Genomic DNA, 25,406 nt, shown 5'->3' with positions numbered 1-25,406 from the left:
GCATCTGCAGCATGAATGATGTAGGATATTCGCATACAAAATTGTTGCACTTAGCCTATTGATATGATGAATGCCTTAGAACGCCGTTCAACTTTTGCCTTAAGCAGTATTTTTGCCTTACGCATGTTGGGTCTGTTCATGATTATTCCGGTTTTCTCGGTGGCAGGGCAATCCTATCAATATGCAACCCCGACCTTAATTGGTCTGGCGGTTGGGGTGTATGGTCTGACCCAGGCCATTTTACAGATTCCATTTAGCCTGATTGCTGATCGCTATAGCCGTAAACCGCTGGTGGTGCTTGGACTGTTACTGTTTGCTTTAGGCGGTGCCATTGCTGCAATGTCAGAGACCATTTATGGGGTCATCATTGGCCGGGCCATTGCCGGTGGCGGCGCAGTCTCTGCCGTGGTGATGGCTTTACTGGCCGATGTCACCCGTGAAGAACAGCGCACCAAAGCCATGGCCATGATGGGCATGAGTATTGGTTTATCCTTCGTGATTGCCTTTAGTGCCGGGCCGTGGCTGACCGGACTGGTTGGTATTTCCGGGCTGTTCTGGGTGACCACCATTATGGGACTGGCGGCCATTGCCATGTTGCTGCTGGTGCCTAAAGTCACGCGCCATCATCGTAATTTCCAGCAGGGCTATTTGCCGCAGCTCAAACAGGTGCTAAAAATGGGCGATTTAAACCGCCTGCATCTGTCAGTGTTTACCCTGCATTTACTGCTAACGGCGATGTTTATTTATGCACCGCCGCAGCTGATTGAATATGCCGGTCTGCCATTGTCCAGTCATGGCTGGGTGTATTTGCCGCTGCTGGTGCTGAGTCTGTTTTTTGCCTTCCCCAGTATTATTCTGGCGGAAAAATATCGCAAAATGCGCGGTATTTTCCTGACCGCGATTGGCGGGATTATTCTTGGCCTGATCGTGATGATTTTTGGTTTTGAATCTAAATATATCCTGCTGATTGGACTGGGCCTGTTCTTTATTGCCTTTAACGTGATGGAAGCGTTGTTACCGTCCTGGTTATCGAAAGCGGCACCGATTCAATCCAAAGCCACTGCAATGGGCGTCAATGCCAGCAGCCAGTTCCTTGGCGCCTTCTTTGGCGGCATGATTGGCGGGCAACTGTTACTGCTGAATAACACGGCGATGGGTTGGAGTATTCTGACTGCAGTTGCTATAATTTGGCTGCTGATGAGTTTTAGTCTGGCCCAGCCGCGTTATCTGTCGTCGATGGTATTTCGCCTGCCTGAGGCCAAACAAACGGATGAGTGGACTTCTCAACTTTTGGCCATTCATGGTATTGAAGAAGTCGTGGTGATGTCTGAACAGCAAGTTGCCTATATAAAAGTCGATAAACAGCAAATTGATGATGCTGCGCGACAACAATTAACGCACTTGTTGGGTAAAGAGGTAGCCATTTAAGCATAACTCTTATAAAGTAAATAATAGAAACAAATAGGAAGAATACAGCTGATGCGTGGTGTAAATAAGGTCATTATTGCTCACTAATAGTTTACTCTAATACTTTACTCTAAGAATGCTGTATATTCATTTATGTTCGTTTCAGTGCTATGTTAAGAAAACATGGTTCATTCAAACAGTTAAGGTGGATATATGGCATATGTTGATTACGCTGATGAAGTAATCTTTGCTGGAAAATCTCATAAAAAATTTCCCCTAATTTTAAATAATGAACACATTATAAATCGCCTCACACTTAAATATTTTCTATCTCAAAGAGTTTTATGGAGCGAAGGTACTTTGCATACCTATACCAAGCATGTATGTGACTTCATTTCTCAGTTAGAACTTGAAAATAAAGAGTGTTCGTTTGATCATATAGATGAGTACTGGTTAGAGGCTTACGCAAATCAAATATCGAATCGGAATCCCGGCTCTGAAGGTTACGTATCACAATTATTATCTAGCGTAATTGATTTCTTGTTTTGGTGTGAAAATAATAATTATTGTAAAAATCTAATAGGAGTAACTTCTAAATTTAAAATAAAAGTTTTTCAGACCAAAAATGGTGTCACCCATAATTTGGTTAAATACTATAACAAACAAGGGGCATCACCTAAAATTGCGCCAAAAGATGAATGGATTGAAACGGTATTAAGTGAAGAATACTTTAAGTCTGAAGATTTAGAAATTCGCTTTAATTTGATGGTTGAGTGGGGACGTAGGTGTGGATTGCGGGCACATGAAATATGTGCGTTAAGCGTTGATCAGATACCGTCAAGGGAGACTCTAGAACAAAATATTATAGAGAAAAATAATTCCTTTATTGAATTGACTGTAACAAAGGGAAAAAAGAAAGCACGGATTCCGGTGAGTGGAATTTTATTAAAAAAAACGTTGGACTATATTGAATCTGAACGGAATCAGTTAATAAAAAAATTTAAGAATGAAGCACGACTACAGCGTAAGGCATATATTCCACCACAACAGGTATTTATTTCCTCTACAACAGGTCAAGCACTTCATCGTCGAACATTCTCTAATCAACTTAGATCTAGATGGCTGCAAGCTTTGGAAAATGGCAACCTAACACAAGACCAATACGTATGGGTACATGGGTTAAGACATAGATTTGCTACAGATAAGCTTAAAAAAATTTCCCAGCTCAAGCATATTCGTGACCCTCGTGAAGTTACGAAGACGCTTACAAGGCATAGTCATTCTTCAACATTAGATATATATACTGCCAGTATTCATTTGGAAGATATGAATGACTAAGCTAAAGCGTGAACTTATTGTACTAAAACCATTGATAAAAGAATCTATTATAGAATTTCCTAAATTAGAAATTACTGTTGAAGAAAAGACCTATGATATTAGTGATTTAACTAATTTAGAGAATATTCATGCAATAGCTACGGCTTTAAAAATATATTTAAAGGGACAACAGTCTAGCAGAGCTGTCTTTCTGGAATTAAGAAATTTTCTTAGATTTATTTCAAAACATAGTGAAAAAATTGATGAGAAATCAATTATTAAATATAAAAAATCCTTAGATACTAATGTAGAAAATGGTTTATCCACTAAGTACCAAAAATTTTCTAGAGCTTCTGCATTTGTTAAAGGTTTAATTAGTGAAGATATTATTGAAGATTTCCCTATTCCTCCTAATTTCTCAAATTTTAATAGCAATCCAAAAGATTCTTTTGCTGAAATAGCTAGATGTTATATTGAGGATGATAGCCATTTTGATCATCAAGATATTAAAGTTATCATGGATCGGTTTGAGTTAGAGCACTTGCAAGCTAAAGCTCTAAATTATTCTTTAGGCGCAATAGATATCATTCATAAAAAGGCCATTGTTGATATATATAAATGGGAAGAGGATTGGGAAAAGGTAGAAAAAATAATAGAACAGCTAAGTGAGAATGATCTTGAAAAATTAAGATGTGTAACTGATTTTAATTCTTTTTATCGTAGACGTGAAAGAACACTGGAAGAAGCATTCCAAATATTATATTCAAAATTTGGAGATAATATTCCAGCAGTAAAATATTGGCCTAAAGGAATGGAAGAATTTTTTCGTACGAAAGGTTGGAAAAGTAGCAGGGTTAAAAACTTATTAAATGGGATGTCAACCAATATTGATGATATGACTATCTTGAATAAAAGTATTAACAATCTGTTATTGGAACAAAAAGAAAAATTTAATAAAGTTGAAACTTACTATATTGATTCAGATGGAAGGGATGATCCTAGGACTATTGAACTAGCATTGTCGATTCTTTATGCACACTATGGACGTATTTTACCAGAATCAATAAAATGGCCTAAAGGTATAAGCGACTATCTGAAATATAGAAAATGGGGTTCTTCTAGGGTACATTCAGCATTTTTTCCAACTCCAGAAACATTAGCTCCTTTCATTGTGGGTTTACTTTCTCATATTGAAATTGCACCAAATGTTGATTGTGTTGCTTTTTATACATATTTAACAAGTTTTAAGCCTAGTTCGAAAGAAGGAAAAACACATGTTTTTATGGACAAACCTAGAGCAAATAAGCCAATAGAAAAAGATATAAAAACAACAGATCCTATGATTTCATTATGTATCAAGCATTCTGAAAGAATGATTTCTGTATTGAAGAGTATTCAGACTAATGAGTCAAATAGTCTAATTCTACAAAAAAAGACCCCATTATTTATACAACGCAATACTATGAGTGCAAGAAGAGATATCCATACTTTAGATAGCTCTACAGTAGTAAATATTGTTAAGAGATTTTTAGCTGATTTAGCTAAAGAAGATCCCTTTATTTCGCCTTTAGTAGAAGGTGGATGTACTGGACAAAATTTTAGACCAACCATAGTATTGATTCAAAAATTGTGTGGAGAAAGTACGAGGGTAATTCAAAAATTACTGAATCACTCTAATTCCGAAACAACGAAAATCTATACTGAGCGTGTATTAACGCAATCCATGATATTGAGTAAATCTAAAAAATTTCAGAACTACCTTGTTGAAAATGCATTAAAAAATGATTCTTCTAATAACCGACAGCTATTAAATACAGCAATAGAAGATGCTGTAGATGAATGGATCAATTGTGATGCTAAGAGAATATGGTTTAAAGATGATGCGATAATTGCAGAGTGGATTGCATGGGAAAAAATCATAAGTGATTCTGAGAATGAATTGAAGTTTCAAAATCCAATAAGATGGGAAAAATACTGGTTGCCAAGGTTGGTCAAGTATCAGAGTTTACTAGAAAATGTTCTGGAGATTGATAAAAAATCTGCTCTAACACTAGCTGAAACTATTAAGCTTCCCCCCTTATCTTAAGAGTTATATATGATTGAAAATTTAAAGTCGTATGCCATTTCAGCGCAACAAGATAATGATAGAGAAAAGCATGATAATCTTATAAATCATGAAATAGCTTGGTTAAAAAATAAGTATGAGGATGATGTTTGGAAATTAAAACCGCATATTATTACTGATGATAAGTCAAGATATACAATTAGCTGGAATGTTTACACTTTAGAAAACTATAAGGGTATTTTTCATAGATGGGATTATTGGAAGAATGCCGCAAAAGAACTTGCATATTGGATAATGGAGGCTTCAGAAAGCAAATGTAACACCACTAGCACTTTAGCTATAAGTTGCCGTAGTATCCGAGAATTTTACGAATGGTTGTGTTTTGAGCGAAATTGTTTTGATTTATCAGAAGTAAAACAGGATGACATAATTTCATTTTGCGAACATATATCGCTAAGAGGATTAACGCAAAACTCTGTTCTAATGAAGTTGACAGTGATTTCACATATTTATTCTTTAAGGAAATATTTAAAAGAATCATTAAGCTTTAATCCTTTTAAAACAAAAAAAATATACTTGTTAGCAAAAGCCTATTCAGTTCAAAATGGACATACCCCTACACTTTATCCTCAAGAAATTTTTGCTTTATTAAATCATGCTCTTAAGTTGGTAAAAGAGTCTGAATATACTTTGAGTTTACTTAAACAATATATGGAGATACATTCAGATAGTTCTATATATCATAGATCAATGTACGCGAAATTTTATAAGCTAACAGGTATTAAATCGAGTGAACTACAAAGTAAAGTCCGTGCTCTATACGGTGCGGCAGTAACAATCATTTTGATGTTATTGGCTGAGCGAAAGCATGAACTATCACTTACTAAAGAAGCTGATGTTTTAGAGCTATTAAATACTGAACTTGATATTCTTATTGGGTTAGAAAAAAAAACTGCGGGAACACAAACAGGAAAACGAACAGAACGGGCTGTTATTCAAGAAGTTAAAGACGCGCTTGGCGTTATTTTAGAATTGGCTTCATATAATCGAGAAAAATCAAAAAATGAAACAATCTTACTAAAATTACCTTTTGGTCATTCAGACAGTGGAAAAGGTGATAAAACTTTTTACCTTACTACAAATGGACTATATGTCATTTTAAGGCATTTTGCGGAATCAGCAAAATTTGAAAGAATAGAATTAAAACCTCATATGTTTAGACGAGCATATGCAATGTTGTGGACTTGGAGATTTGAGATAGGAGATTTGGAAGAATTATCCTTGATGTTGAAACATAATAGTACGGCTTTTACAAAGAAATATACGGATGATGAAGACATTTGGCAGTTTATGGGGGAGACAGAGCAAGATTTAGCATTTGATCTATTAAATAGAGCTTTCCAAGGGAAAATTATACTAAGTGGACAAATCAGTGAAACCCTTGAAAGGTATAGTAGACTAATTCAAGCTAAATCAAAATTATTGGACTCCACAGCTATTGCTGATTTTGTGGATGAATTTATTCAAACCAATGACATGCGTGTAGTTGCTCATTCAGATGGATACTGTTTCATCAATAATAAAGGATTAGACAAAGCTTTATGTCGGACTGATGGTATAGGCTTAGATCCAATAAAGAGAACAGACTCTTTATGTTTAAAGTGTCCTAATTTTGCTATTGATAACTCTCGTAAAGCTCACTGGGAGAGAAGAATCAAATTACATCAAGATGTTATTGATTCTAGTAAAAATAAAAAACTTGTTGAAAGTTCTAAAATATTTATTTCTCAAGCAGAGAAGATGTTAAATTCCATTCAGTTGGCTGAGAAATCGAAAGTTACCTCATAGTTTTATGGGAAGTGTTAAGGATTAAACTTGGATATATTAAATTGGATAACTTGAGTAGGATCATTTGTGGCAAACAGTAAAGATAAATTTGAAAGGGCTATAAGAGAGTCATTTGAGCAACTTCAAAATATTGGTGGAAAGAAAATTACCAAAGCAGAAATTATTAACAATGCTAAATTTGAAGATGGTTCTTCTGTTGGTCAGACTACTTTGTATGCGAAAAATAGTGTGACAAAAGCATACATACATGCTGAGTTACTACAAGAGCTAGATAAAAAAATTGCAGACATTGCTTCAAACAAGCCACAGAATGAGAAAAAAAAATCATCCAAGCAAATCATTGAAGAAAAAACAAAACAGATTACAGAACTCAAGCTAAAGAATAGTCGATTATTGGCTCAATTTACTGAATTAGAGGATAGTTTAGAAAATACAGTTCATCAGAATGATGAAAATTGTATAAAGAATCTTGAAACAAACTTGTATATAGTAACTTCTTTGTTAAATCAAAAAATTGGAGGATATAAGAAATTGAATCATATAATAAAAAAATTTGAGGTTAAGTATCATGGAAGTGAAAGATTGAAGGAAGCGAAAGATCAAATTCAAACAATGAAAAATGATATAGAATATTCTAAAATTATTTCCATTGCGGAAAGTTTTAAGGATCGCTGATAACCTTATATAGTAAGTTATTGTTGGTTGGTTTTAAGTTAAATATATATTGAATTCAAGAGGTTATGATGGCTAGAGGTTCTGTTAATAAGGTCATTTTGATTGGCTCATTAGGAAAAGATCCAGAGACTAAAACTTTTCCTAATGGCGGATCGCTAACACAATTTTCTATTGCTACTAGCGACTCATGGGTAGATAAAAATACTGGTGAACGTAAGGAACAAACGGAATGGCATCGTATTGTATTGCATAACCGTTTAGGTGAAATTGCTCAGCAATTTTTACGCAAAGGTTCTAAAGTATATATTGAAGGTTCATTGCGTACGCGTCAGTGGACAGACCAAAATGGTCAAGAGCGTTACACCACTGAAATCCGTGGCGATCAAATGCAAATGCTCGACTCTGCTAACCGTGGACAATCTGACCAGCAAGATGGTGGCTTTGCTCAACCACGTTTTAACAATAACCAAGGCGGTTATGGCAATCAGAACCAAGCTCCAGCCACAGGTTATGCGAATCAAAATCAAGGTGGTTTTAACCAAAATCAGGGTGGTGGCTATGCCAACAATAACCCAAGTGGTTTTCAGCCGAAAACACCACAATCGGCACCTATGACCTCCACAACTCCCCCTGCTGATTTAGATGATGATCTGCCGTTCTAGTACACCCTAGAGACCATGTTTTGTAAAGTTTATAAAATTATTCTTTATTAGCAGTTAGTTACAAAAGAAATTTACAGACACTAGAAATAGTTCTGTAAATTTTTTTATTTAATATATTATGATATTTAATACTTAGATATTTTGTTAAATTTAATTATGATGTCTGTTAAAAGATTTGTAATGAGTAGTGGAGAGAGATTTGCTGTTCTTTTGAATAGTGATGGCGTTCCTATGACTTATCCAAATTTATATACGATGGTAATCCCCCCTAAAAATAAAAGGATCTAAAAGTAGAATTTTCTCTTAAGATACGAGCAGGAGATTCTGCATGAAAACATCTAAATTTACTCAGCCAGATCATGTCCATTTTAAAACAGGCGGAGTCTGGCACACCTGTAGCCACCCTTTGTCGTGAACATGGCATGAGTAATGCCACGTTTTATAAATGGCGTGCCAAATATGGCGGTATGGATACCTCATTGATGGCTCGACTGAAAGAGCTGGAAGCAGAAAATACCAGACTAAAAAAAATGTATGCGGAAGAACGATTAAAGGCAGAGATCATCCAGGAAGCGATGGCAAAAAAGTGGTGAGGCCATCTTGCCGACGTAAGATGGCACAACAGGCAGTTGCCCACTATGCCATTAGCATTCGTTTGGCTTGCAGCGCATTTAGTATCAGTGAAACCTGCTACCGTTATCAGGCTAAACTGAGTGATGACAATGCACTCATTGCAGAACAGCTCATTGAACTCACTGAAGAAAATACAGATTGGGGCTTTGGTCTGTGTTTCTCTTATCTACGTCATGTTGAAAATTATGTTTGGAATCACAAGCGTGTTTATCGTATTTACTGTGAATTAGCACTGAATCTGCGTATTAAGCCAAGAAGAAGACTGAAACGACATGCACCAGAACCACTGAAAGAGCCGATCCGGGCAAATCAGGTCTGGTCACTGGATTTTATGCATGACCAGCTGATCGATGGTCGTAAGTATCGGCTATTGAATGTAATTGATGATTACCGTCGAGAAGGTTTAGCGATTGAAGCAGGATTCTCATTACCTACAATCCGAGTTATTCGTACGTTGAATCAGTTGCTGGAATGGCGAGAAAAGCCGTTAGTTATTCGGTGTGACAATGGCCCGGAGTTTATCAGTCATGAATTTGTACGCTGGGCAACTGAACAAGGTATTCGTATTGAATATATTCAACCAGGTAAGCCACAGCAGAATGCGTATATTGAACGTTATAATCGGACTATACGTTATAGCTGGCTAAGCAAGCATCTATTTGACACACTGGAAGAAGTACAAGATTATGCAACGAGTTGGCTGTGGCATTACAACTATGAAAGACCACACCAAGCAAACAAAGGAAAGCCACCTCTCATGGCTGCTTAACCTCTACTTTTAACTTCGGTTATTTATGGGAGGATTACCTTTAATAAAGCTTTCTTGCAATATATAAGCAGCTGCTTTAGCGATATCACGCTCAGATGTTGGTTTTTTAGTTGGCATATCAAAAACTCTCATAAGTGATAATTTTAAGCATGTTTTTAACCACTGCATAAAAATAGACCAAAAATTAAGCTTTTTTAGTTTTACAGATTCGAAAATAAATAGTAATAATTCATGAATAGTAGCCGAAGCTACCATTCATGAATCCAAATCATACTATTTTAAAAAACTAATTCGATGCCTGCACCATATTTCCATCCCTTTTCAGACTCTGTTGCCTCTTGCATAGAAGTGGCTTTCTGTCCTTTTTCATATTGGTAAGCAACATCAATGAAAGGTTTAATTCGCTTAGTAATCTCATATCGGGTTTTGATACCAGTTTTTAGTTCTGATAAACCTGATTTTGCAGCATAGTTAGAATCATCGCTAAATATTACATCTGCTTCGATATAAGGTTGAGTAATAAGTTTCTGAGTTAAAAGCAAATCACGTTCTAATTCAAAACTTGCTCCCCAAAAATTATTCTCACCGCCATAAAGATATGCTTGTGTTTCAAAGAAATAAGGAGCTAGACCTAATATACCAATAACCCCATCCACTCGATCGCTGCTGCTGTTATTTTTATCTTCACTATATCTTACCCCAGCTTGTACATCCCAAAATGGGGCTACGTTACGGCTATAAAGTGCTGATACAGCATATTCTGGATCATTACTTTCTGACTTTTCCGAATTGGCTTCAATAAATAGACGATTTTCATCTGTCCCAATCAAAGTTTCAAACTTCGTTCCTAGTGTACCCTTACCATCTTCATCAACTATCCATGCATTTTCAAGTTTTGTTGCTTGATAAATTTGTCCGCCATGTTCTTTAAGATGATCATCATGAGATGGGGCTGATCTCTTTCTTGCGGTCAGAATAATATTATCTCCCCCATTTGCATTTTCCATTGAATAATATTCTGGATACAATTCTTGGGGGCTATATCTTAAGCCACCAGACTCCTGTAATAAGACTCTCATACCATTTGTAATATTACTTTCTTGTTCCGAAGTGCTGCTATTAGCAAAAGTTAAGTTTGATATACTTATTAATGCAATTGATAAGACTGTTTTTGAGAAGAAATTCTTAGTGATTTGCATGTGGATTTACTCCCTTCTCATTTGTTGGGGGCTGAGCAACAATATTTTTTGAAACACTATCTTTGTCTACTTGGGCTACAATGAGTTTATTCATCATTCCTGCACTCATATGGTAAAGCAGGTGACAATGAATAGCCCACTCACCTAACTCATCAGCTGTGAGTAGAGTGGTTATCGTTTTCCCAGGTGGAACAATTACCGTATGTTTGTTTGGCATATTGCTTGGATCCTGACCATTCTCAAGCTGCATAAACATGCCATGTAAGTGCATTGGGTGAGCCATCATACTGTCATTGACAAATTTTAAGCGAATACGTTCACCATACTTCACCACTAGTGGGTCGGCTTCATTAAATTTTTTACCATTTATTGTCCAAATATAACGCTCCATGTTTCCACCAAGACGGATCTCTATTTCACGTTCAGCTGCACGAGTGTCTTTTTGAGGATCTAACGATTGCAAATCACTATATTGCAATGCTTTATTACCTTCAGGTGTTGAAGCATTTGCCCATCCAAATACGGTATTATCATTCTTGTCTGAAGCCGCCTTAACAGTAGCGCTATTCATCGGCATATCATGATTCATACCTTTCATAGAAGACATATCGTGATTCATGCCTTTCATAGAAGACATATCATGATTCATATCTTTCATTGAAGACATATCATGATCCATACCTTTCATAGAAGACATATCGTGATTCATGCCTTTCATAGAAGACATATCATGATCCATACCTTTCATAGATGACATGTCATGGCTCATCCCCATATCTTCCATAGTTAATAAAGCACGAGGGCGAGATTTAGGCATCTCAATTTGTTTGACTGCTGGGCTGCTTTCTTCATGTAATGTTCCCACTGAAAAACCGGTACGATCAATAGATTCAGCTTCAATTTGGTAATGTGCTTGTTTTGGTTCCACAATGACATCATAGGTTTCAGCAGTACCAATACGGAACTCATCTACAGGAACGGGCTTTACAGGTTGACCATCAGCACTGACTACAGTCATTTTTAGGTTTGGAATGCGTACATCAAAGAATGACATAGCGGAAGCATTAATAAAACGAAGGCGAACTTTTTCACCAGCTTTGAAGTTACCGGTCCAGTTTTGCTGAGGTGTTTTGCCATTCATTAAAAATGTATAACCAGTCACATCGGACATATCTGTTTTCAACATCCGCATCCGATTCCACATAGAGCGGTCTTGCCAAGTTGCCTTTAATCCATCACGTTTAACTTGTTTTAATACATCGAATACTGTTTCGCGACGGTTCTGATAGTAATCTGCTTCTTTTTTAAGATTTTTCATAATTTGATCACTTGTTGAATTATGAAAATCAGAAAGCAAAACAACGTAATCTTTATCGGTTTTTTCAGCAGCTGTTAGTGGAGTTTTATCTTTAGGATAAATAACAAAAGCACCATATAAACCGTCTTGTTCTTGTCCTTTACTATGTGAATGATACCAATAAGTACCATTTTGGCGGACTTTAAACTTATATTCATAAGTTTTATTAGGGGCAATGCCATTAAATTTGTTAAATCCAGGTACACCATCCATAATTCCAGGTAATAATAAGCCATGCCAATGGATTGAAGAGTCCTGATTTTTTAACTTATTGTGAACACGGATAACGGCCTCATCACCTTCTTCAAATTCAAGAAGTGGTGCAACGAATTTACCATTTACAGTAATTCTCTCAACTGGTTTTCCTGTGATATTTACAGTTTGTTCAGCGATTGTTAAATCATATTCTTTAACTGCCGCCATTACCCAAGTTGATGAAAATAAACCAACTCCAATTAAGAGTATATGACTTAACTTTTTTGACATTCTATCTCACCTTTAGAAAGGTCAAGATTGAAGTAATAAAGCAAATATTTAGTATAAACTTTAATACTTCTTTCTCGCTATTTATAAAATTATTTATTGCTACCAGGCATATTCATCTTTGAATGATCCATTTTAGAATGGTCCATATTCATCATAGAATGATCCATTTTTGACATGTCAGATGAGTTAGGAGACTGATGTTGACTATGATCTTGCTGAGTCTTGTCATCTTTTTCCATTTTACAAGGTTTTGTACAAGGTTCCTGTGCTTTTACCGTTTTAGTGGCACTTGAGGTTGATACATCTTTTGCCCAAGATTGAGTACCAGCAATTAAAGTTCCAGCACACATTAAAATTGTTAGACTACGACGCACTACAGTTTTCATAAGTTTCTCTAAAATTAATTTCTTGCTACTACAATAAAGTGAAGCACTGAACATCTAAGTGACTTGAAAATGACATTTTTGTAATCTATCTCGATCAGATGTTTTATAACGTTATTATAGTTTTAATGAATAACTTAGGATTCTGAGATGAGAATACTATTAGTTGAAGATGAACAAAAAACTGGTGATTATCTCAAGCAAGGTTTATCCGAAGCTGGCTATATTACGGACTGGGTTACAGATGGGTTAACGGGTAAACATCAAGCTCTTTCTGAAGAGTATGACTTAATTATTTTAGACGTGATGTTACCTGGACTAAATGGTTGGAATATTATCAATGATATTCGTAGCAGCGGTAAAACAATGCCCATTCTTTTTCTTACCGCCCGAGATCAAATCGAAGATCGAGTAAAAGGATTAGAGCTAGGCGCTGATGATTATTTAGTTAAGCCTTTTGCTTTTGCAGAGCTTCTAGCTCGAATAAAAACGCTCCTTAGACGAGGGCAACAAAGAGAAGATAATAATATTATTAAGATTGCTGATTTAGAACTTGATTTGAGAAAACGTCGGGTAACACGAGCAGGTCAACGCATTGATCTGACGGCTAAAGAATTTGCGCTTATGGAGCTTTTTATGCGTAGAAGAGGTGAAATTCTACCAAGAGCACTTATTGCATCTCAAATTTGGGATATGAACTTTGATAGTGATACAAATGTAGTTGAAGTCGCTATTAAACGATTAAGAAATAAAGTAGATAGTAATTTTACCCCTAAGTTAATTCAGAATATTCGAGGAATGGGGTATGTATTAGAGGTAGAAGATGAATAATAAATTATTCAAATCTATCAGTTTTCGTATTGGTATTATTTTCTCATTATCGACTATATGCATTCTCATTATGATGGGGTTTTTCATCCATAAATTAGTGATGCATCATTTTGAAACGCAAGATCGTACCCAATTAGAAGGTAAAATCCAGCTTATTCAGAATCTTCTCCAACAGCATCCTAAAAATTCTCCAGAACTTGATCTATATTTGAAAGATGCTTTAGTTGGACACCATGATCTTATGGTCCAAATAGAACGACCGGCAGGTCAGATTTTATTTAGTTCAACACCTTCAATCATTAATACTCAACAGTTAATCAAGTCAGCAAATAACCCTTGGATTAAATGGAAAATTAAGAATAAGACCTATCGTGGCATGATCTACAACACGGATATAAACAAAAATACTGAAATACAATCTGTACGCATTATTGTGGGGATCGATACATCTGAACATCTACATTTTTTAAATGATTTTAAGCGTCAACTTTTTTACATTGGTTTAGCCGGTACGATTTGTTTAATGTTTTTAGGCTGGTTTGCAACCTGGAGAGGTTTAAGACCCGTGCAAAAAATGGCTAAGGTCGCAGAAGGCATTTCTGCCCAACATCTTTCAGAACGTTTAGAAGTTGAGCACACACCAACAGAACTAAAATCATTAGCAATTGCCTTCAATGATATGCTCGACAGACTAGAATCAGCTTTAGAAAGGCTTTCCGATTTTTCATCTGATTTAGCGCATGAAATTAGAACACCGATTAATAACTTAATGACTCAAACTCAAGTATGTCTTGCCCGTAAACGAGATACCAGTACCTATCAAGAAGTACTATTTTCTAATTTAGAAGAATTAGAACGTTTGGCTCGAATGGTATCCGATATGCTTTTCTTGGCAAAAGCAGAACATGGCCTAAAATTACAGAACTTACAGAATATTGACCTGGTTAAAGAAGTTACAGCCTTATTTGATTTCTATGATGCGCTAGCTGCCGAAAAAAATATGACGCTTCAACAAACAGGATCTGGAAATGTCAAAGGTGATCCTGCTATGTTACGTCGAGCACTCAGCAATCTATTATCTAATGCAGTTAAATATGGAAATAAGAATTCTACAATACGCATAAAACTTCAACAGAATTTAGATAACACAATATTTTCAATTGAAAATGAAGGCCCTGAAATCTCTCCTGAACAACTATCCAGGTTATTTGATCGATTTTATCGAACAGATGCATCTAGACAAAGAACAGAAGAAGGAACCGGCTTAGGGCTCGCGATAACAAAATCTATTCTTGATATGCTTGGGGCGACCATCCAGGCTGAATCCCTCAATGGTCGAATCATTTTTACCATTGTTTTTCAAAGTGAATCCATGCAAGGGGAATCATTTTAACTCATTTTTTGAACATCTTCCATTTACCCGAGTTGACCTTACATAAAGCTCAAACTGAGAGCCAGAGCTACGCCAGCACCTATCATGGCAATTGTGTAGCCAAATATGATAGCTCGGCCAAACTGTGCCCCCCTGTCATCCATGCAATTGTCGCTTTGCTTAACATGTTGCTCAGTGTGGCCAGCCCTAGCGCGACAGCAGCCACATTTGTTGTTAAGCCTTCAGTACTATGCAGGCGGGCAAGTGAGACTAAAATAGCATCTACGTCTGCTAGCCCAGAAATAGTCGATAATACGAAGATGCCGCTGGTGCCCAACCATTGTTTTGCTGCCGGGACCAAGACTGCCATGACAGCCAGGAAAGCAGCGAAGCTGAATGCTGTCCCAAGATCAAAAGGAGCCATTGCTTCTATTGTTCGATCGTTGTTTTCAGCGCTGGTAATTTGGCGTTGTCTCCACAATGCCATACCCAGCAGAAGGATTCCCGCAATCATCATTGCACCACCAAAAGTGCTTAGCAATGCTGGCTCAATGACGCCTATCAGCACAACCATACGAAAAAACATGATGCCACAGGCAGCCAATGTTCCAGAAATAGCAGCACTGACCATGACGGGGTGCTGGCGTGTATAGCGTGCCAGTGCGACAGTTGCAGCTGTAGAAGATGCCAAACCACCCAATAGACCTGTCCAGAATATGCCTCTTTCTGAACCGGTAAGCCGCATGGCAAAATGACCTGCCAGAGAGAGTCCGGCAATCAGGATCACTGCCCACCATAACTGGTAAGGATTTAATGCAGCAAAAGGTCCCAGACCCGTATTGGGTAAGTAGGGTAATATAACGACAGAAAGTACCAGCAACTGCAGGGATGCGGTTAATTCACGATGCTCTATCAAGCGTAGCCAACCGTGTAAGGTTGGCTTGAGATCCAAAAATACAGCGACGATTACAGCCGCGGTTAATGCTAAAGTAACATTACCATGGGATGCATATGCACCTAAAACTAATGTCAACAGCATCGCGATCGTCGTGGTAGCGCTTAGATTACCGGAAAGTTTTGCGGTACGCGCGTAGGACACTGTTAATAATAAGGAAAGCCCTAATACGGCCGCGACCAGCGGCCAAGGCCCGAAGTTTGGTTGTAAATGACCGAGCACTCCTCCGAGCAATCCTGTCAATGTGAAGGTACGTAGGCCTGCTACTCGGCTGCCCTCGGGCAATTCACGATCGTGCCATCCTCGTTCTAAACCAATGAGCAGGCCGATGGCAAGTGCTGCAATAAGACCTGGTACATCTGGTGGAAGAAAAGAACTCTCTATCATAACTTTTTATTTCGCAGGCGAAGGGCATTCGTGATGACTGAAGCTGAACTCAAACTCATAGCCAAGGCGGCAATCATCGGTGACAACAACCAACCGGTAAATGGATATAGTACGCCAGCCGCGATAGGGATACCCAAAGCATTGTAAAGGAAAGCAAACATGAGGTTCTGTTTCATGTTGCCAACAGTAGCTTCCGAAAGTGAACGGGCAACCGCGATACCGCGTAAATCTCCCTTGACCAAGGTAACTTGAGCACTATTCATTGCGACATCAGTTCCGGTCCCCATAGCGATACCGACATCAGCCTTGGCTAGTGCTGGTGCATCATTGATTCCATCGCCGGCCATTGCCACGATGCGACCTTCCTTCTGCAATTTGCTGACCAGTTCTAGTTTATCTGCGGGTTTAACTTCACCATGTACCTCATCAATGCCTAGACGTGCTGCGACTGAACGGGCAGTGGTGAGACCATCTCCTGTTGCCATCACGATACGTAGACCCGCTTCCTTCAGGGTGGCAAGTGCTTCTGGGGTACTTTTTTTGATGGGATCGGATACTGCAAGCAGACCGGCCAATTCACCATTGATGGCTAGATGCATCACACTTGCACCTTCCGAACGCAGCTCTTCGGCTTGCGGAATCAGAGATTGTACCGAGATACCCAATTGCTCCATCAGTGCTGTGTTGCCCAAAGCTAACTGACGATCGCCCACTTGACCTCGAACACCAATCCCTGAGCCCGATTCAAAATTATCTGGTGTTTCAAGAGACAGGCCACGTTCGTGTGCTGCGTTTACAATCGCTTCGGCTAGCGGGTGTTCACTGCCTTGATCAAGACTGGCGGCTAAACGTAATACTTCAGATTCGTCAAAACCTGATGCGGCAACTACACGATCGAATACAGGGCGTCCTTCAGTTAACGTACCTGTTTTATCGATGATTAGTGTGTCAATCTTGCGTAGATTCTCAATGGCTGCTGCATCACGGAACAGCACACCATGAGTAGCACCTTGACCCGTCGCAACCATGATAGACATTGGAGTTGCCAAGCCTAGTGCACAAGGACAGGCAATAATGAGTACTGCCACAGCATTGATTAATGCATAAACCCAGCTTGATTCTTCTGGGCCGAATAGTCCCCATCCAAAGAAGGTAAGCAAGGCAATGATCACTACAGCAATGACGAACCAACCTGCTACCTGATCAGCCATACGTTGCATTGGTGCTCTCGATCGTTGAGCTTGCGCCACCATCTGTACGATCTGGGATAACATGGTACTTGAACCAATTTTCTCTGAACGCATGATCAATGAACCATTGGTATTCAGGGTAGCTCCAATGACTTTATCGCCGATACGTTTAGTGATAGGTAAAGGTTCACCTGTCAGCATCGATTCATCCACTGAACTACTTCCTTCAGTGATTACACCATCCACAGGCACTTTTTCACCTGGGCGAATTCTGAGTAAATCTCCTACATGGACATGCGTTAGAGGAACATCTTCTTCAGTTCCATCAGGCAGGATTCGGCGAGCTGTTTTAGGAGCGAGCCCAAGGAGTGACTTAATTGCAGCAGAAGTTTGCGAACGTGCTTTTAACTCCAATATTTGTCCCAGTAGGGTCAATGAAATGATGACCGCTGAAGCTTCAAAGTAAACAGCGACACGACCCATGGAAATAAATGAGTCTGGGAAGATTTGCGGTGCAATGGTTGCGACCACACTATAAATAAATGCAGCTCCAGTGCCCAAACCAATCAGCGTCCACATGTTCGGGTTGCGATTCACAACCGATTGCCAACCCCGGGAAAAAAATGGCCAACCTGCCCAAAGTACAATTGGGAGTGACAACACCAGTTCAATCCAGCTCTGAACAGCCATATTGAACAGGTTCATTTGATGACCAAACATCGCCAAAAAAGTCACGATGATGGTCAATGGCAGTGTCCACCAGAAGCGTCGGCGGAAATCACGTAACTCCGGATTCTCATCTTCCTCTAATTCAGGAATGAGTGGCTCCAGTGTCATTCCGCATTTAGGACAGTTTCCAGGATGATCTTGCCTGATTTCTGGATGCATTGGGCATGTATAGATGGTCGTACCTGTTGTGCTTGCCGCATTAACGTGTTGAACAGTCTGATGATGCTGTGTATGTGCATCGGCAGTCGTCGTTGCGGGTTTAGCGATATATTGCACCGGGCTGCTATGAAACTTTGATTGACATTTATCACTGCAAAAAAAGTAAGTTTTCCCCTTAAATTCCTCATGGTATTTCGATTCTTCAGTGACGGTCATACCACAGACTGGGTCTTTCAGTACGTCTGTTGTAGCCTGTGCCATATGGTCCTGGTTATGATTTTTTTGATCTGACATAAATAATTCTCTTATGGAAAAGTGGTTTTATGGCCGAATTTTGGAATAAATCTCGGAGTCTGTTGAGCATAGCTGTCATAGACAGCGCCAAACTGTTTACTCATTTCAGCCTCTTCCTTAATTGCCAAGCGGCTGTACATTAAGAGTAGGATTGGAAACATAATCAGTGTCAGTAAAGTTGGCCATTGCAATAAAAAACCCAGCAAGATCATCACAAAAGCCACGTATTGTGGGTGACGTATACGTGCATAAGGGCCTGTGATCGCTAAAGAATGCTGACGTTGCGCGTTGTACAGCACGTGCCATGACGTTGATAACAGGTAAAATCCATAGCCCAAGAAAACGTAACTGGCGATATGCAAAATGCCAAAATGTGGATCACCTTTTTCACCTAATAGCGTTGACCACAAGTGACCTGCATTATGAGAAAGTAAGTCAAGTTGAGGGAAGCGAGTTTGAAGCCAACCAGATAACAGGTAAATGGTTAAAGGAAAACCATACATTTCGACAAATAGAGCAATGATAAAAGCCGAAAAGGCCCCAAATGTACGCCAATCGCGCGCAGTGGAAGGTCTAAAAAAACTGAAAGCGAACATGATAAAAACTGCTGAGTTAATGATAACCAGCGTCCATAAACCATAAGCCGATTCCGCATGATTCATGAGGGGTCTCCTGGTTCGCTTGATTTTTTATTATCTGATGTGTCTGGATTTTTCTGTTGATGATGGTGATGTCCATGACCACCATGCATAAAAATATGCATGAGTGGGCATGCTAAAAGGAGTAAAAAGGGTAAAACACCAACGACATGGGCCAAATGCTCGGTTAAGAGAAAATAGGCTGCCACACCACCAATCACGAATAGGCCGATGGCATAACGTGTAGACCAAAAGTTAGGTACTGAATTATGTTCTTGAGGTTGATGGTTCATGGTGCTTCCCTCTCTAATTCATGGGTAATTATTTAGTTGTGGAGGGAGGCATACAGTCCATCATCATCTGCATCATGGATTGCATCATGTCCATACGTTTTTCCATCATTTGCTGACGGTCAGCCATATTTGCATGCATGCTTTGGCCGCTCATCTGTTTCATCATGCTCATACCTCCTTGCATGAGTTTCATGTGCTCAGCCATAAGTTTTTGACGTTCTTGAGGGTTTTTTGCAGCCATCATCTTTGCATGCATGGCTTGCATTGCTTTCATGTGCTGGTCCATTGCAGCCATTTTATCTGTAGCAGTGGTGCTGGTAACTGTTTGCTTAATTGTTACTGCAGATGGTGCTGTTTTTTCAGGGTGGTGATCTTTGTGTTCATCGGATTGCTGTGCAAATGTATTCAATGACGCGGCTGCGATACATAAGCCCAAAAAAATGTTTTTGAATTTCATCATAATTTTTTCCTTTAAATAATTTGGAAGTAAAAGCTATGTTTTAGTACTGAACAGAGTCTAGGAATTTGACTACTAAACTGATGAAATTTTTGGTTATTCTCTGTCTCTCTTAAAAATTTTAGCACTATTAATTAATTATTTTTAAAAATGACAAAAATGTAATTTTGAGATCTTCTCGAAATATATAGTCTATGCTGAGATGACAAAAATTTTATTTAATATTAATCTTTTAAAACTATTAAAGTTGTTATGATTTTATGTGCTTAAAAAAATAAAAATGAAATGATTAGATGACTCCAAGGCTAGTTAGAGACACATTCTTAATGTAATTTACACTCTTATTCCTTTAAAGAAAAAATACAGTTGATCAAAATAGTTTTTTATAGAAAAAAGGGTGGATAATTTAATTATTAAACTTATTGGTATATTTATTAGATAGAAGGGGCTTTGTTGCACAAAGATTTCATAACTATATGATTTTAGAAGTTTTGATTATTTTTTGATCCAAAATTAAATTTATTTAAATCAGATGCTTACATATTTATGCAACAAAGCCGATAGAAGGTAAAGAAGATTATTTTTAATATTAGGGTTTATAATCCAAATTTCAGAGTAAGGAATCTACTACTTATATAATAGAGATTCCATCTCCAAAACAGTACTACTGTATGAATGAGTTGTATTCAATGCAGGGAAGAATGTAGATCCTTAATACTAACGGAAAATTATTTTACTGAATTTTCATGTAAAGACTCATTTAATTGATCAATCACTGTCGTCCATTCACCATCAGAGTGTAGTTTTTCTTCTAAAAAATGACGTTGAGCATCAGTCCAAAAAATTGCTTGTGTTAAAAAAACATCTCCAGCTAGCTGATGGCTCTCTATGAATTTTGCAATTGCTTCTTCAGTAGAAGCTAAACCAAGCTGTTCAAATAATTTGGTCATTCTTGGACGTGTTTGAGTCATGTGCTTAGCCCACAAATTTATATTAGATCAAATTAAACATAACATGTTTATATTTAAACTAAAATATAAAAAATTAAATAGCTACTATTTTCTTAGACAAAATGATTACTACATTTCATAAATCAACCACCTGCATAATTTGTTTGTTAAATGATCATTATTTTTCAATAAGATTATTTTAATAGTTAAAGATTTTAAATTTTAAAAATGACAAAAATGTAATTTTGAAGTCATCGCTCTGTTTCTGTCTCTCACTAATAATTGAAATATAAGAGGAGATGATGTGGTCTCATTAAATATAGATTTTATAAAGTCATCTCTAATGAACTAACGAATCAAGAGGAAACGTAAATGAAATTATTTCAAAATAAAATGACTGCTCTACGTAATGTTGTAGTAGCTGCAACAATGATTGTGGCTACTACAACTACGTTCGCTCATGTGAGTTTAGTGAGTGCGATTCCTGCGGAAAATGCATCTATCCTTAGTCAACCAAAGAACTTGACCCTTAACTTTGGTGCAGAGGTTATGTTGATGAATATTAAGTTACTGGATGCTCAGCGAAGAGATGTTCCTTTAAAATATAAAGTTACTCATGACTTAAAGAAATCCTTTGATGTCGCTCTTCCGAAACTGAAAAAAGGTAAATATACCGTTGTCTGGACAACAATGGGGAAAGATGGTCACAACATGAATGGTGAATATAGTTTCACTATCAAATCAACTAAATAAGAATTGATTACCTTTCAACATGTCAGTGAGGTGCTGGCATGTTGTTCTAGAATGGACAAAAATAATGATTTCTGAATATTGGATGTGGGCCACTTGGTTAACTAAGGTTATTTTATATTTAAGTGTAGCTTTTGTCGTTGGTGGAGCCTTTTGCTATTTTTTACTTAGACAATATCTTGAACTAAAAGAATCGATTCTTAAATATATTACAATTGGCGCTGGATTAGGCCTAATTTCCAGTACCTTGGGATTTTTTATTCTGATTGGTAGTTTTGCCAATACTGGTATTACAGGTATGGTGGACCCCACGTATATTAATATATTGGTTAATACTCCGACGGGGTATATATACGTTCTTCGTTCTATTAGTTTTGCTCTTTTACTTCTTCTCATGGTGGTTAAACTTAACAGGAACAAAGGTCATTTTTCTATAATTGAAAGTTCAATATTTTGTGTTTTACTTCTCCCGATTATTTTTAGTTTTTCCCAGCTCGGACATGTCGCTAATTTAACCTTACTTGCTCAAATTTTATTATCAATCCATATTCTAGTTATGTCGTTATGGATGGGGTCTTTATATCCGTTATGGAAAACCAGCCGGGAAATAAGTGGTTTACCTTTAAAAGATCGCATGCATGTATTTGGACGTATTGCTGCTTTCATTGTTGGGATATTAATCGCCTGTGGCGCTAGTGTAGCTCTTCTTTTAATTAAAGATTTTAATACCTTAATCAATACTGCATATGGCTATGGTTTCATGGTTAAAATGTTTTTTGTTATAAGTATTCTACTTTTAGCTGCCTTCAACAAATGGTATTTCACCCCGCATCTTCAACATCCTAAATTTGCTAAACACCTTAGTCATGCCATTTTATTTGAGATGTTATTAGGTCTATCAATTCTATTAACAACAGGCTATATAACCACTGTCGTGGGTATTGAATAAGAGAATTTCAAAATAAGGGAATTGAGGAAATTTAACATTACTGCATTTATCTTTTGTAGCTGAGCAATAAAGTTTCTACTGGACTGTCAACTTACGACAATCAGAACAGTAAAATCGCATCATGAGGCATTATACATAAAGGTAGTCACCGGTTTTTAGCTTATCTTCAACCCATAACGGTCTCATCTATTCAGTTCACTACCATTGATTGAAATAACTAATCTTATAAATTTCAGAGTGATCGTAGATGACAAAAATGTCATTTTAAAGTCACATTAATGTTGGTTAAGTACTTTTACTGTAGTCATTAGAACACTCTTCTTTGGAATACTCTGAAGAAAACTGTAAGGTTGTAAACAGACCAAGTTACAGCGAGTAACTGATTCAGAAAAAGGCTGGTTGTATGGTGAAAGTTTAGAGTTACTGTTCTAATGTTTTAAACAAATGTTTTGTTAAAAAGGAGCAACATATGAAATTTCACATCGCTAATATGACTTGTGGTGGTTGTGCACGCGGCATTACTACCGCAATTAAAGAGCTCGACTCGAATGCCTCACTCGATATTGATTTACAAAACCGTATCGTTGAAATCAACACAACAGTGAGTCAGGATAAAGTCATTGCAACTCTCAGTGAGCGTGGATTTACAGCTGATCCTGCTTAATCTCTGTTAGAGTAACAGTGGGAATTCCTTACCACTTTGGTGGTGTTTCAAAAAGTATGCTAGCGTTAAACAAATCCGTTATTAAGGTAAAAGAAAGTCAAATCAAAGGCTTTAAAATGATTTTCGAGCTTTTTAGAAAAGTTGCAACTTCTCCTAAATCCACGCCTGATTCGATGACGAATTCTACAATTGTTACCTTCAATACCGACGGTAAAAAACTTACCGATCACTTGCTTGCAACATTGAAATGCTGTGATAAAACTATCCCAATATTGTTACTTAGACAGGTAGGACATTTGATTTGTAGCGTTATTTTCATACCTCTATTTTATCAAAAGCCATATTGTTTTTTTCAGCATACTTTTTGAAACACCACCTTTGTTTGTTTTAGAGCGTCGGGGCGCCTCGGCAATTCTGCGTGTTGAAATAGAAAGGAAAATTCATTTTCTGAATGAAGATATCAGGTATGAACTGGTAAAGATACAATCCACGATTCATATTCAATCCCATGACTTTAAAGCGCAAAGCGTGTTGCAGATGCAGCTCTTATTCCGAGGAATTTTACACTGGTATCGCCCGCCGATAGAAACACCAGATCCGGCAGTCAGGACGTAAATAACCATTCCTCCAGTTTAAATAAAAAAACCTGCAGATTCGATGCAGGTTTTTTTTAGAGATAATCAATCGCGTCTTATTTGGCTTTACGCTCTTTTTCAATCAGGTAATTCACCACCTGAATTACTTTGGCATCATTGCCCTGCACAATATATTTACCATTCACGGTCACTGCCGGAACACCACTTAACTGATACTGAGCAGCCAGATTTTTGGCTTGGGCAATTTTCGAAGTGATCGGGAAAGATTTATAAGTGCTGTTAAATTTCGCTTCAGGAATACCATAGCGGGTATAGAACTTGGCCAATTGCGCCTGTTCTAAAATTGGACGCTGCTTATCATGAATATCATGGAATAATTGTAAATGTGCTTTTTGACGCACACCCAGGGCTTCTGAAACATAATAAGCACGTGCAGCCTGTTCCCAAAGCGGGTTCATTGCAGCAGGTGTACGTACAAAACGTACATCTTTTGGTAATTTTTTCAACCAGCCCTGCATATGTGGTTCAAGCGCGAAACAGTGACCACAGCCATACCAGAAGAATTCACGTACCTCAATTTTGCCCGGTTTTTCGACTTTGACTGGTTTTGCGACCACCTGATAGTCCTGACCTGCCACAAAATTGGCCATAGCACTACCTGAAAAGGCCAAAACAGATGCGGCAACAGCTCCTAAAAGGAATTTTTTCATTGGGATTATCGTCCTCTAAATCATTATGCTTAGTGTATGGGTTCACTATAAATCAATTATGCCGGTTCCGTTTTCATGCTGCGAACTTTTGTGCTATCAGAACCGCTACATTAAAGTATGCGACTGATTTTAAGTCAGTTAATATGGCCATTCGACCGCTATGTGTTTTTAGACAATCACAAAAGTTAAACTTTGAGTAATAAAAACGGTTATAATTTCTACGATTAAAAAGTAGTGGTCAAACCTACAGCAAATATTAACTTCTTACTATTCTCTTCAGTAACAGCCGCGTGGCTATGATAATTGCTGGAATTTACAACATAGAACTGAGCAAAAAAATCTTTACTTATAATAATGAGTAAATATATACATCAGAATGACAACAAAATTACAAACTTGTAATTTTGTTAAGGTTTGTTCTCAAAAAAATAAATTAATACTATTTTAAAAAAGATAAATCGTTGCTGAAAAAGCTAGATTGCAATCGAGTTAATTAATTATAAATCAGAAACTTATATTGTATAAAATTAGTAACTCTTTGCTTTCTGCACTTATTATGGCACTGTTGCAAATAGAGATTTGAGTCGATGATGTTCCCTTTAAAAAGTACTTAGAGACCGAAAACCCTGTTGATTAGACACACTTCACCCTGAGGCTGACCATAATAAAATGACGATGCTT

General features: G+C 37.6%; 21 protein-coding genes and 3 pseudogenes. 12 read left to right on the top strand and 12 right to left on the bottom strand.

Features of this window, described 5'->3' with window-relative positions; all coding sequences use genetic code 11:
* The first annotated feature begins 63 nt into the window (after positions 1-63).
* The 7 genes and pseudogenes from FTU54_RS12340 to FTU54_RS12310 all read left to right on the top strand — a co-directional run bounded on the left by FTU54_RS12340 (position 64) and on the right by FTU54_RS12310 (position 9,376).
* Positions 64-1,428 carry an MFS transporter gene (locus tag FTU54_RS12340; protein ID WP_168370787.1) on the top strand — a complete coding sequence of 455 codons (1,365 nt, stop codon included), beginning with the start codon at positions 64-66 and terminating at the stop codon, positions 1,426-1,428.
* A 192-nt stretch (positions 1,429-1,620) separates the two neighbouring features.
* Entirely contained in the window at positions 1,621-2,745 is a 1,125-nt protein-coding gene (locus FTU54_RS12335; RefSeq protein ID WP_180074807.1) for a site-specific integrase, read from the top strand.
* Positions 2,738-4,810, top strand: a complete 2,073-nt coding sequence (locus tag FTU54_RS12330) for a hypothetical protein (RefSeq protein WP_180074806.1) — start codon at positions 2,738-2,740, stop codon at positions 4,808-4,810. The genes FTU54_RS12335 and FTU54_RS12330 overlap by 8 nt, the downstream gene beginning before the upstream one ends.
* A gap of 9 nt (positions 4,811-4,819) precedes the next feature.
* Positions 4,820-6,637 (top strand): site-specific integrase, encoded by a 1,818-nt coding sequence (locus FTU54_RS12325; protein ID WP_257223819.1) that lies wholly within the window; start codon positions 4,820-4,822, stop codon positions 6,635-6,637.
* A 66-nt stretch (positions 6,638-6,703) separates the two neighbouring features.
* Positions 6,704-7,312, top strand: a complete 609-nt coding sequence (locus FTU54_RS12320) for a hypothetical protein (RefSeq protein WP_180074805.1) — start codon at positions 6,704-6,706, stop codon at positions 7,310-7,312.
* Positions 7,313-7,380: 68 nt separating this feature from the next.
* Entirely contained in the window at positions 7,381-7,974 is a 594-nt protein-coding gene (gene ssb / locus FTU54_RS12315; RefSeq protein ID WP_180074804.1) for a single-stranded DNA-binding protein, read from the top strand.
* Positions 7,975-8,302: 328 nt separating this feature from the next.
* Positions 8,303-9,376 (top strand): annotated as a pseudogene (locus FTU54_RS12310) (IS3-like element ISAca1 family transposase).
* A 9-nt stretch (positions 9,377-9,385) separates the two neighbouring features.
* Here FTU54_RS12310 and FTU54_RS12305 read toward each other — a convergent pair.
* From FTU54_RS12305 to FTU54_RS12290, 4 genes are all read right to left on the bottom strand, one after another.
* On the bottom strand, positions 9,386-9,631 hold the full coding sequence (locus tag FTU54_RS12305) for a hypothetical protein (RefSeq protein ID WP_180074801.1): 246 nt from the start codon (positions 9,629-9,631) through the stop codon (positions 9,386-9,388).
* Positions 9,632-9,654: 23 nt separating this feature from the next.
* Positions 9,655-10,575, bottom strand: a complete 921-nt coding sequence (locus FTU54_RS12300) for a copper resistance protein B (protein ID WP_104988042.1) — start codon at positions 10,573-10,575, stop codon at positions 9,655-9,657.
* Positions 10,562-12,418 (bottom strand): copper resistance system multicopper oxidase, encoded by a 1,857-nt coding sequence (locus FTU54_RS12295; RefSeq protein WP_180074803.1) that lies wholly within the window; start codon positions 12,416-12,418, stop codon positions 10,562-10,564. Before FTU54_RS12295 ends, FTU54_RS12300 begins: the two co-directional genes overlap by 14 nt.
* 89 nt (positions 12,419-12,507) lie before the next feature.
* Positions 12,508-12,804 (bottom strand): hypothetical protein, encoded by a 297-nt coding sequence (locus FTU54_RS12290; protein WP_005006338.1) that lies wholly within the window; start codon positions 12,802-12,804, stop codon positions 12,508-12,510.
* Positions 12,805-12,951: 147 nt separating this feature from the next.
* On the opposite strand from FTU54_RS12290, the gene FTU54_RS12285 reads away from it, so the two are divergent.
* Together FTU54_RS12285 and FTU54_RS12280 are read left to right on the top strand one after the other, a co-directional pair.
* Positions 12,952-13,632 (top strand): heavy metal response regulator transcription factor, encoded by a 681-nt coding sequence (locus tag FTU54_RS12285; RefSeq protein WP_004679347.1) that lies wholly within the window; start codon positions 12,952-12,954, stop codon positions 13,630-13,632.
* Complete coding sequence (locus tag FTU54_RS12280; protein WP_004763973.1) at positions 13,625-15,025, top strand: heavy metal sensor histidine kinase; 1,401 nt, start codon at positions 13,625-13,627, stop codon at positions 15,023-15,025. The genes FTU54_RS12285 and FTU54_RS12280 overlap by 8 nt, the downstream gene beginning before the upstream one ends.
* A gap of 38 nt (positions 15,026-15,063) precedes the next feature.
* On the opposite strand, the pseudogene FTU54_RS12275 reads toward FTU54_RS12280, so the two are convergent.
* The 6 genes and pseudogenes from FTU54_RS12275 to FTU54_RS12250 form a co-directional block, all read right to left on the bottom strand.
* Positions 15,064-16,346, bottom strand: a pseudogene (locus FTU54_RS12275) (MgtC/SapB family protein).
* Positions 16,343-18,718, bottom strand: coding sequence for a heavy metal translocating P-type ATPase (locus FTU54_RS12270; RefSeq protein ID WP_180074802.1), 2,376 nt, complete (start codon positions 18,716-18,718; stop codon positions 16,343-16,345). The pseudogene FTU54_RS12275 and the gene FTU54_RS12270 overlap by 4 nt, the downstream one beginning before the upstream one ends.
* Before the next feature lie 11 nt (positions 18,719-18,729).
* Positions 18,730-19,380 carry an isoprenylcysteine carboxylmethyltransferase family protein gene (locus FTU54_RS12265; protein WP_004663997.1) on the bottom strand — a complete coding sequence of 217 codons (651 nt, stop codon included), beginning with the start codon at positions 19,378-19,380 and terminating at the stop codon, positions 18,730-18,732.
* Entirely contained in the window at positions 19,377-19,649 is a 273-nt protein-coding gene (locus FTU54_RS12260; RefSeq protein ID WP_045796005.1) for a DUF2933 domain-containing protein, read from the bottom strand. Before FTU54_RS12260 ends, FTU54_RS12265 begins: the two co-directional genes overlap by 4 nt.
* A 28-nt stretch (positions 19,650-19,677) precedes the next feature.
* Positions 19,678-20,109 (bottom strand): hypothetical protein, encoded by a 432-nt coding sequence (locus FTU54_RS12255; protein WP_045796004.1) that lies wholly within the window; start codon positions 20,107-20,109, stop codon positions 19,678-19,680.
* A 725-nt stretch (positions 20,110-20,834) separates the two neighbouring features.
* Positions 20,835-21,077, bottom strand: a complete 243-nt coding sequence (locus FTU54_RS12250; protein WP_004281876.1) for a DUF2789 family protein — start codon at positions 21,075-21,077, stop codon at positions 20,835-20,837.
* 351 nt (positions 21,078-21,428) lie between these two features.
* Between FTU54_RS12250 and FTU54_RS12245 the strand changes: the two genes are divergently transcribed.
* The 3 genes from FTU54_RS12245 to FTU54_RS12235 all read left to right on the top strand — a co-directional run bounded on the left by FTU54_RS12245 (position 21,429) and on the right by FTU54_RS12235 (position 23,419).
* Positions 21,429-21,809 carry a copper resistance protein CopC gene (locus tag FTU54_RS12245; protein ID WP_004681441.1) on the top strand — a complete coding sequence of 127 codons (381 nt, stop codon included), beginning with the start codon at positions 21,429-21,431 and terminating at the stop codon, positions 21,807-21,809.
* 64 nt (positions 21,810-21,873) lie between these two features.
* On the top strand, positions 21,874-22,755 hold the full coding sequence (locus tag FTU54_RS12240) for a CopD family protein (protein WP_045796003.1): 882 nt from the start codon (positions 21,874-21,876) through the stop codon (positions 22,753-22,755).
* A 469-nt stretch (positions 22,756-23,224) separates the two neighbouring features.
* The gene (locus tag FTU54_RS12235) at positions 23,225-23,419 is read left to right on the top strand and encodes a heavy-metal-associated domain-containing protein (protein WP_004733233.1); all 195 of its coding nucleotides are present in this window, start codon (positions 23,225-23,227) and stop codon (positions 23,417-23,419) included.
* Positions 23,420-23,484: 65 nt separating this feature from the next.
* On the opposite strand, the pseudogene FTU54_RS12230 reads toward FTU54_RS12235, so the two are convergent.
* Both FTU54_RS12230 and FTU54_RS12225 read right to left on the bottom strand, forming a co-directional pair.
* Positions 23,485-23,691, bottom strand: a pseudogene (locus FTU54_RS12230) (IS1 family transposase); the annotation flags it as partial.
* Between the two features lie 419 nt (positions 23,692-24,110).
* A complete protein-coding gene (locus tag FTU54_RS12225; protein ID WP_045796002.1) occupies positions 24,111-24,725 on the bottom strand; it encodes a thiol:disulfide interchange protein DsbA/DsbL in 615 nt (204 codons plus the stop codon).
* Positions 24,726-25,406: the final 681 nt, after the last annotated feature.

Source organism: Acinetobacter sp. YH12116 (assembly GCF_013418895.1).
Classification (GTDB): domain Bacteria; phylum Pseudomonadota; class Gammaproteobacteria; order Pseudomonadales; family Moraxellaceae; genus Acinetobacter; species Acinetobacter indicus.
This window is presented reverse-complemented; position numbering and strand designations above follow the sequence as displayed.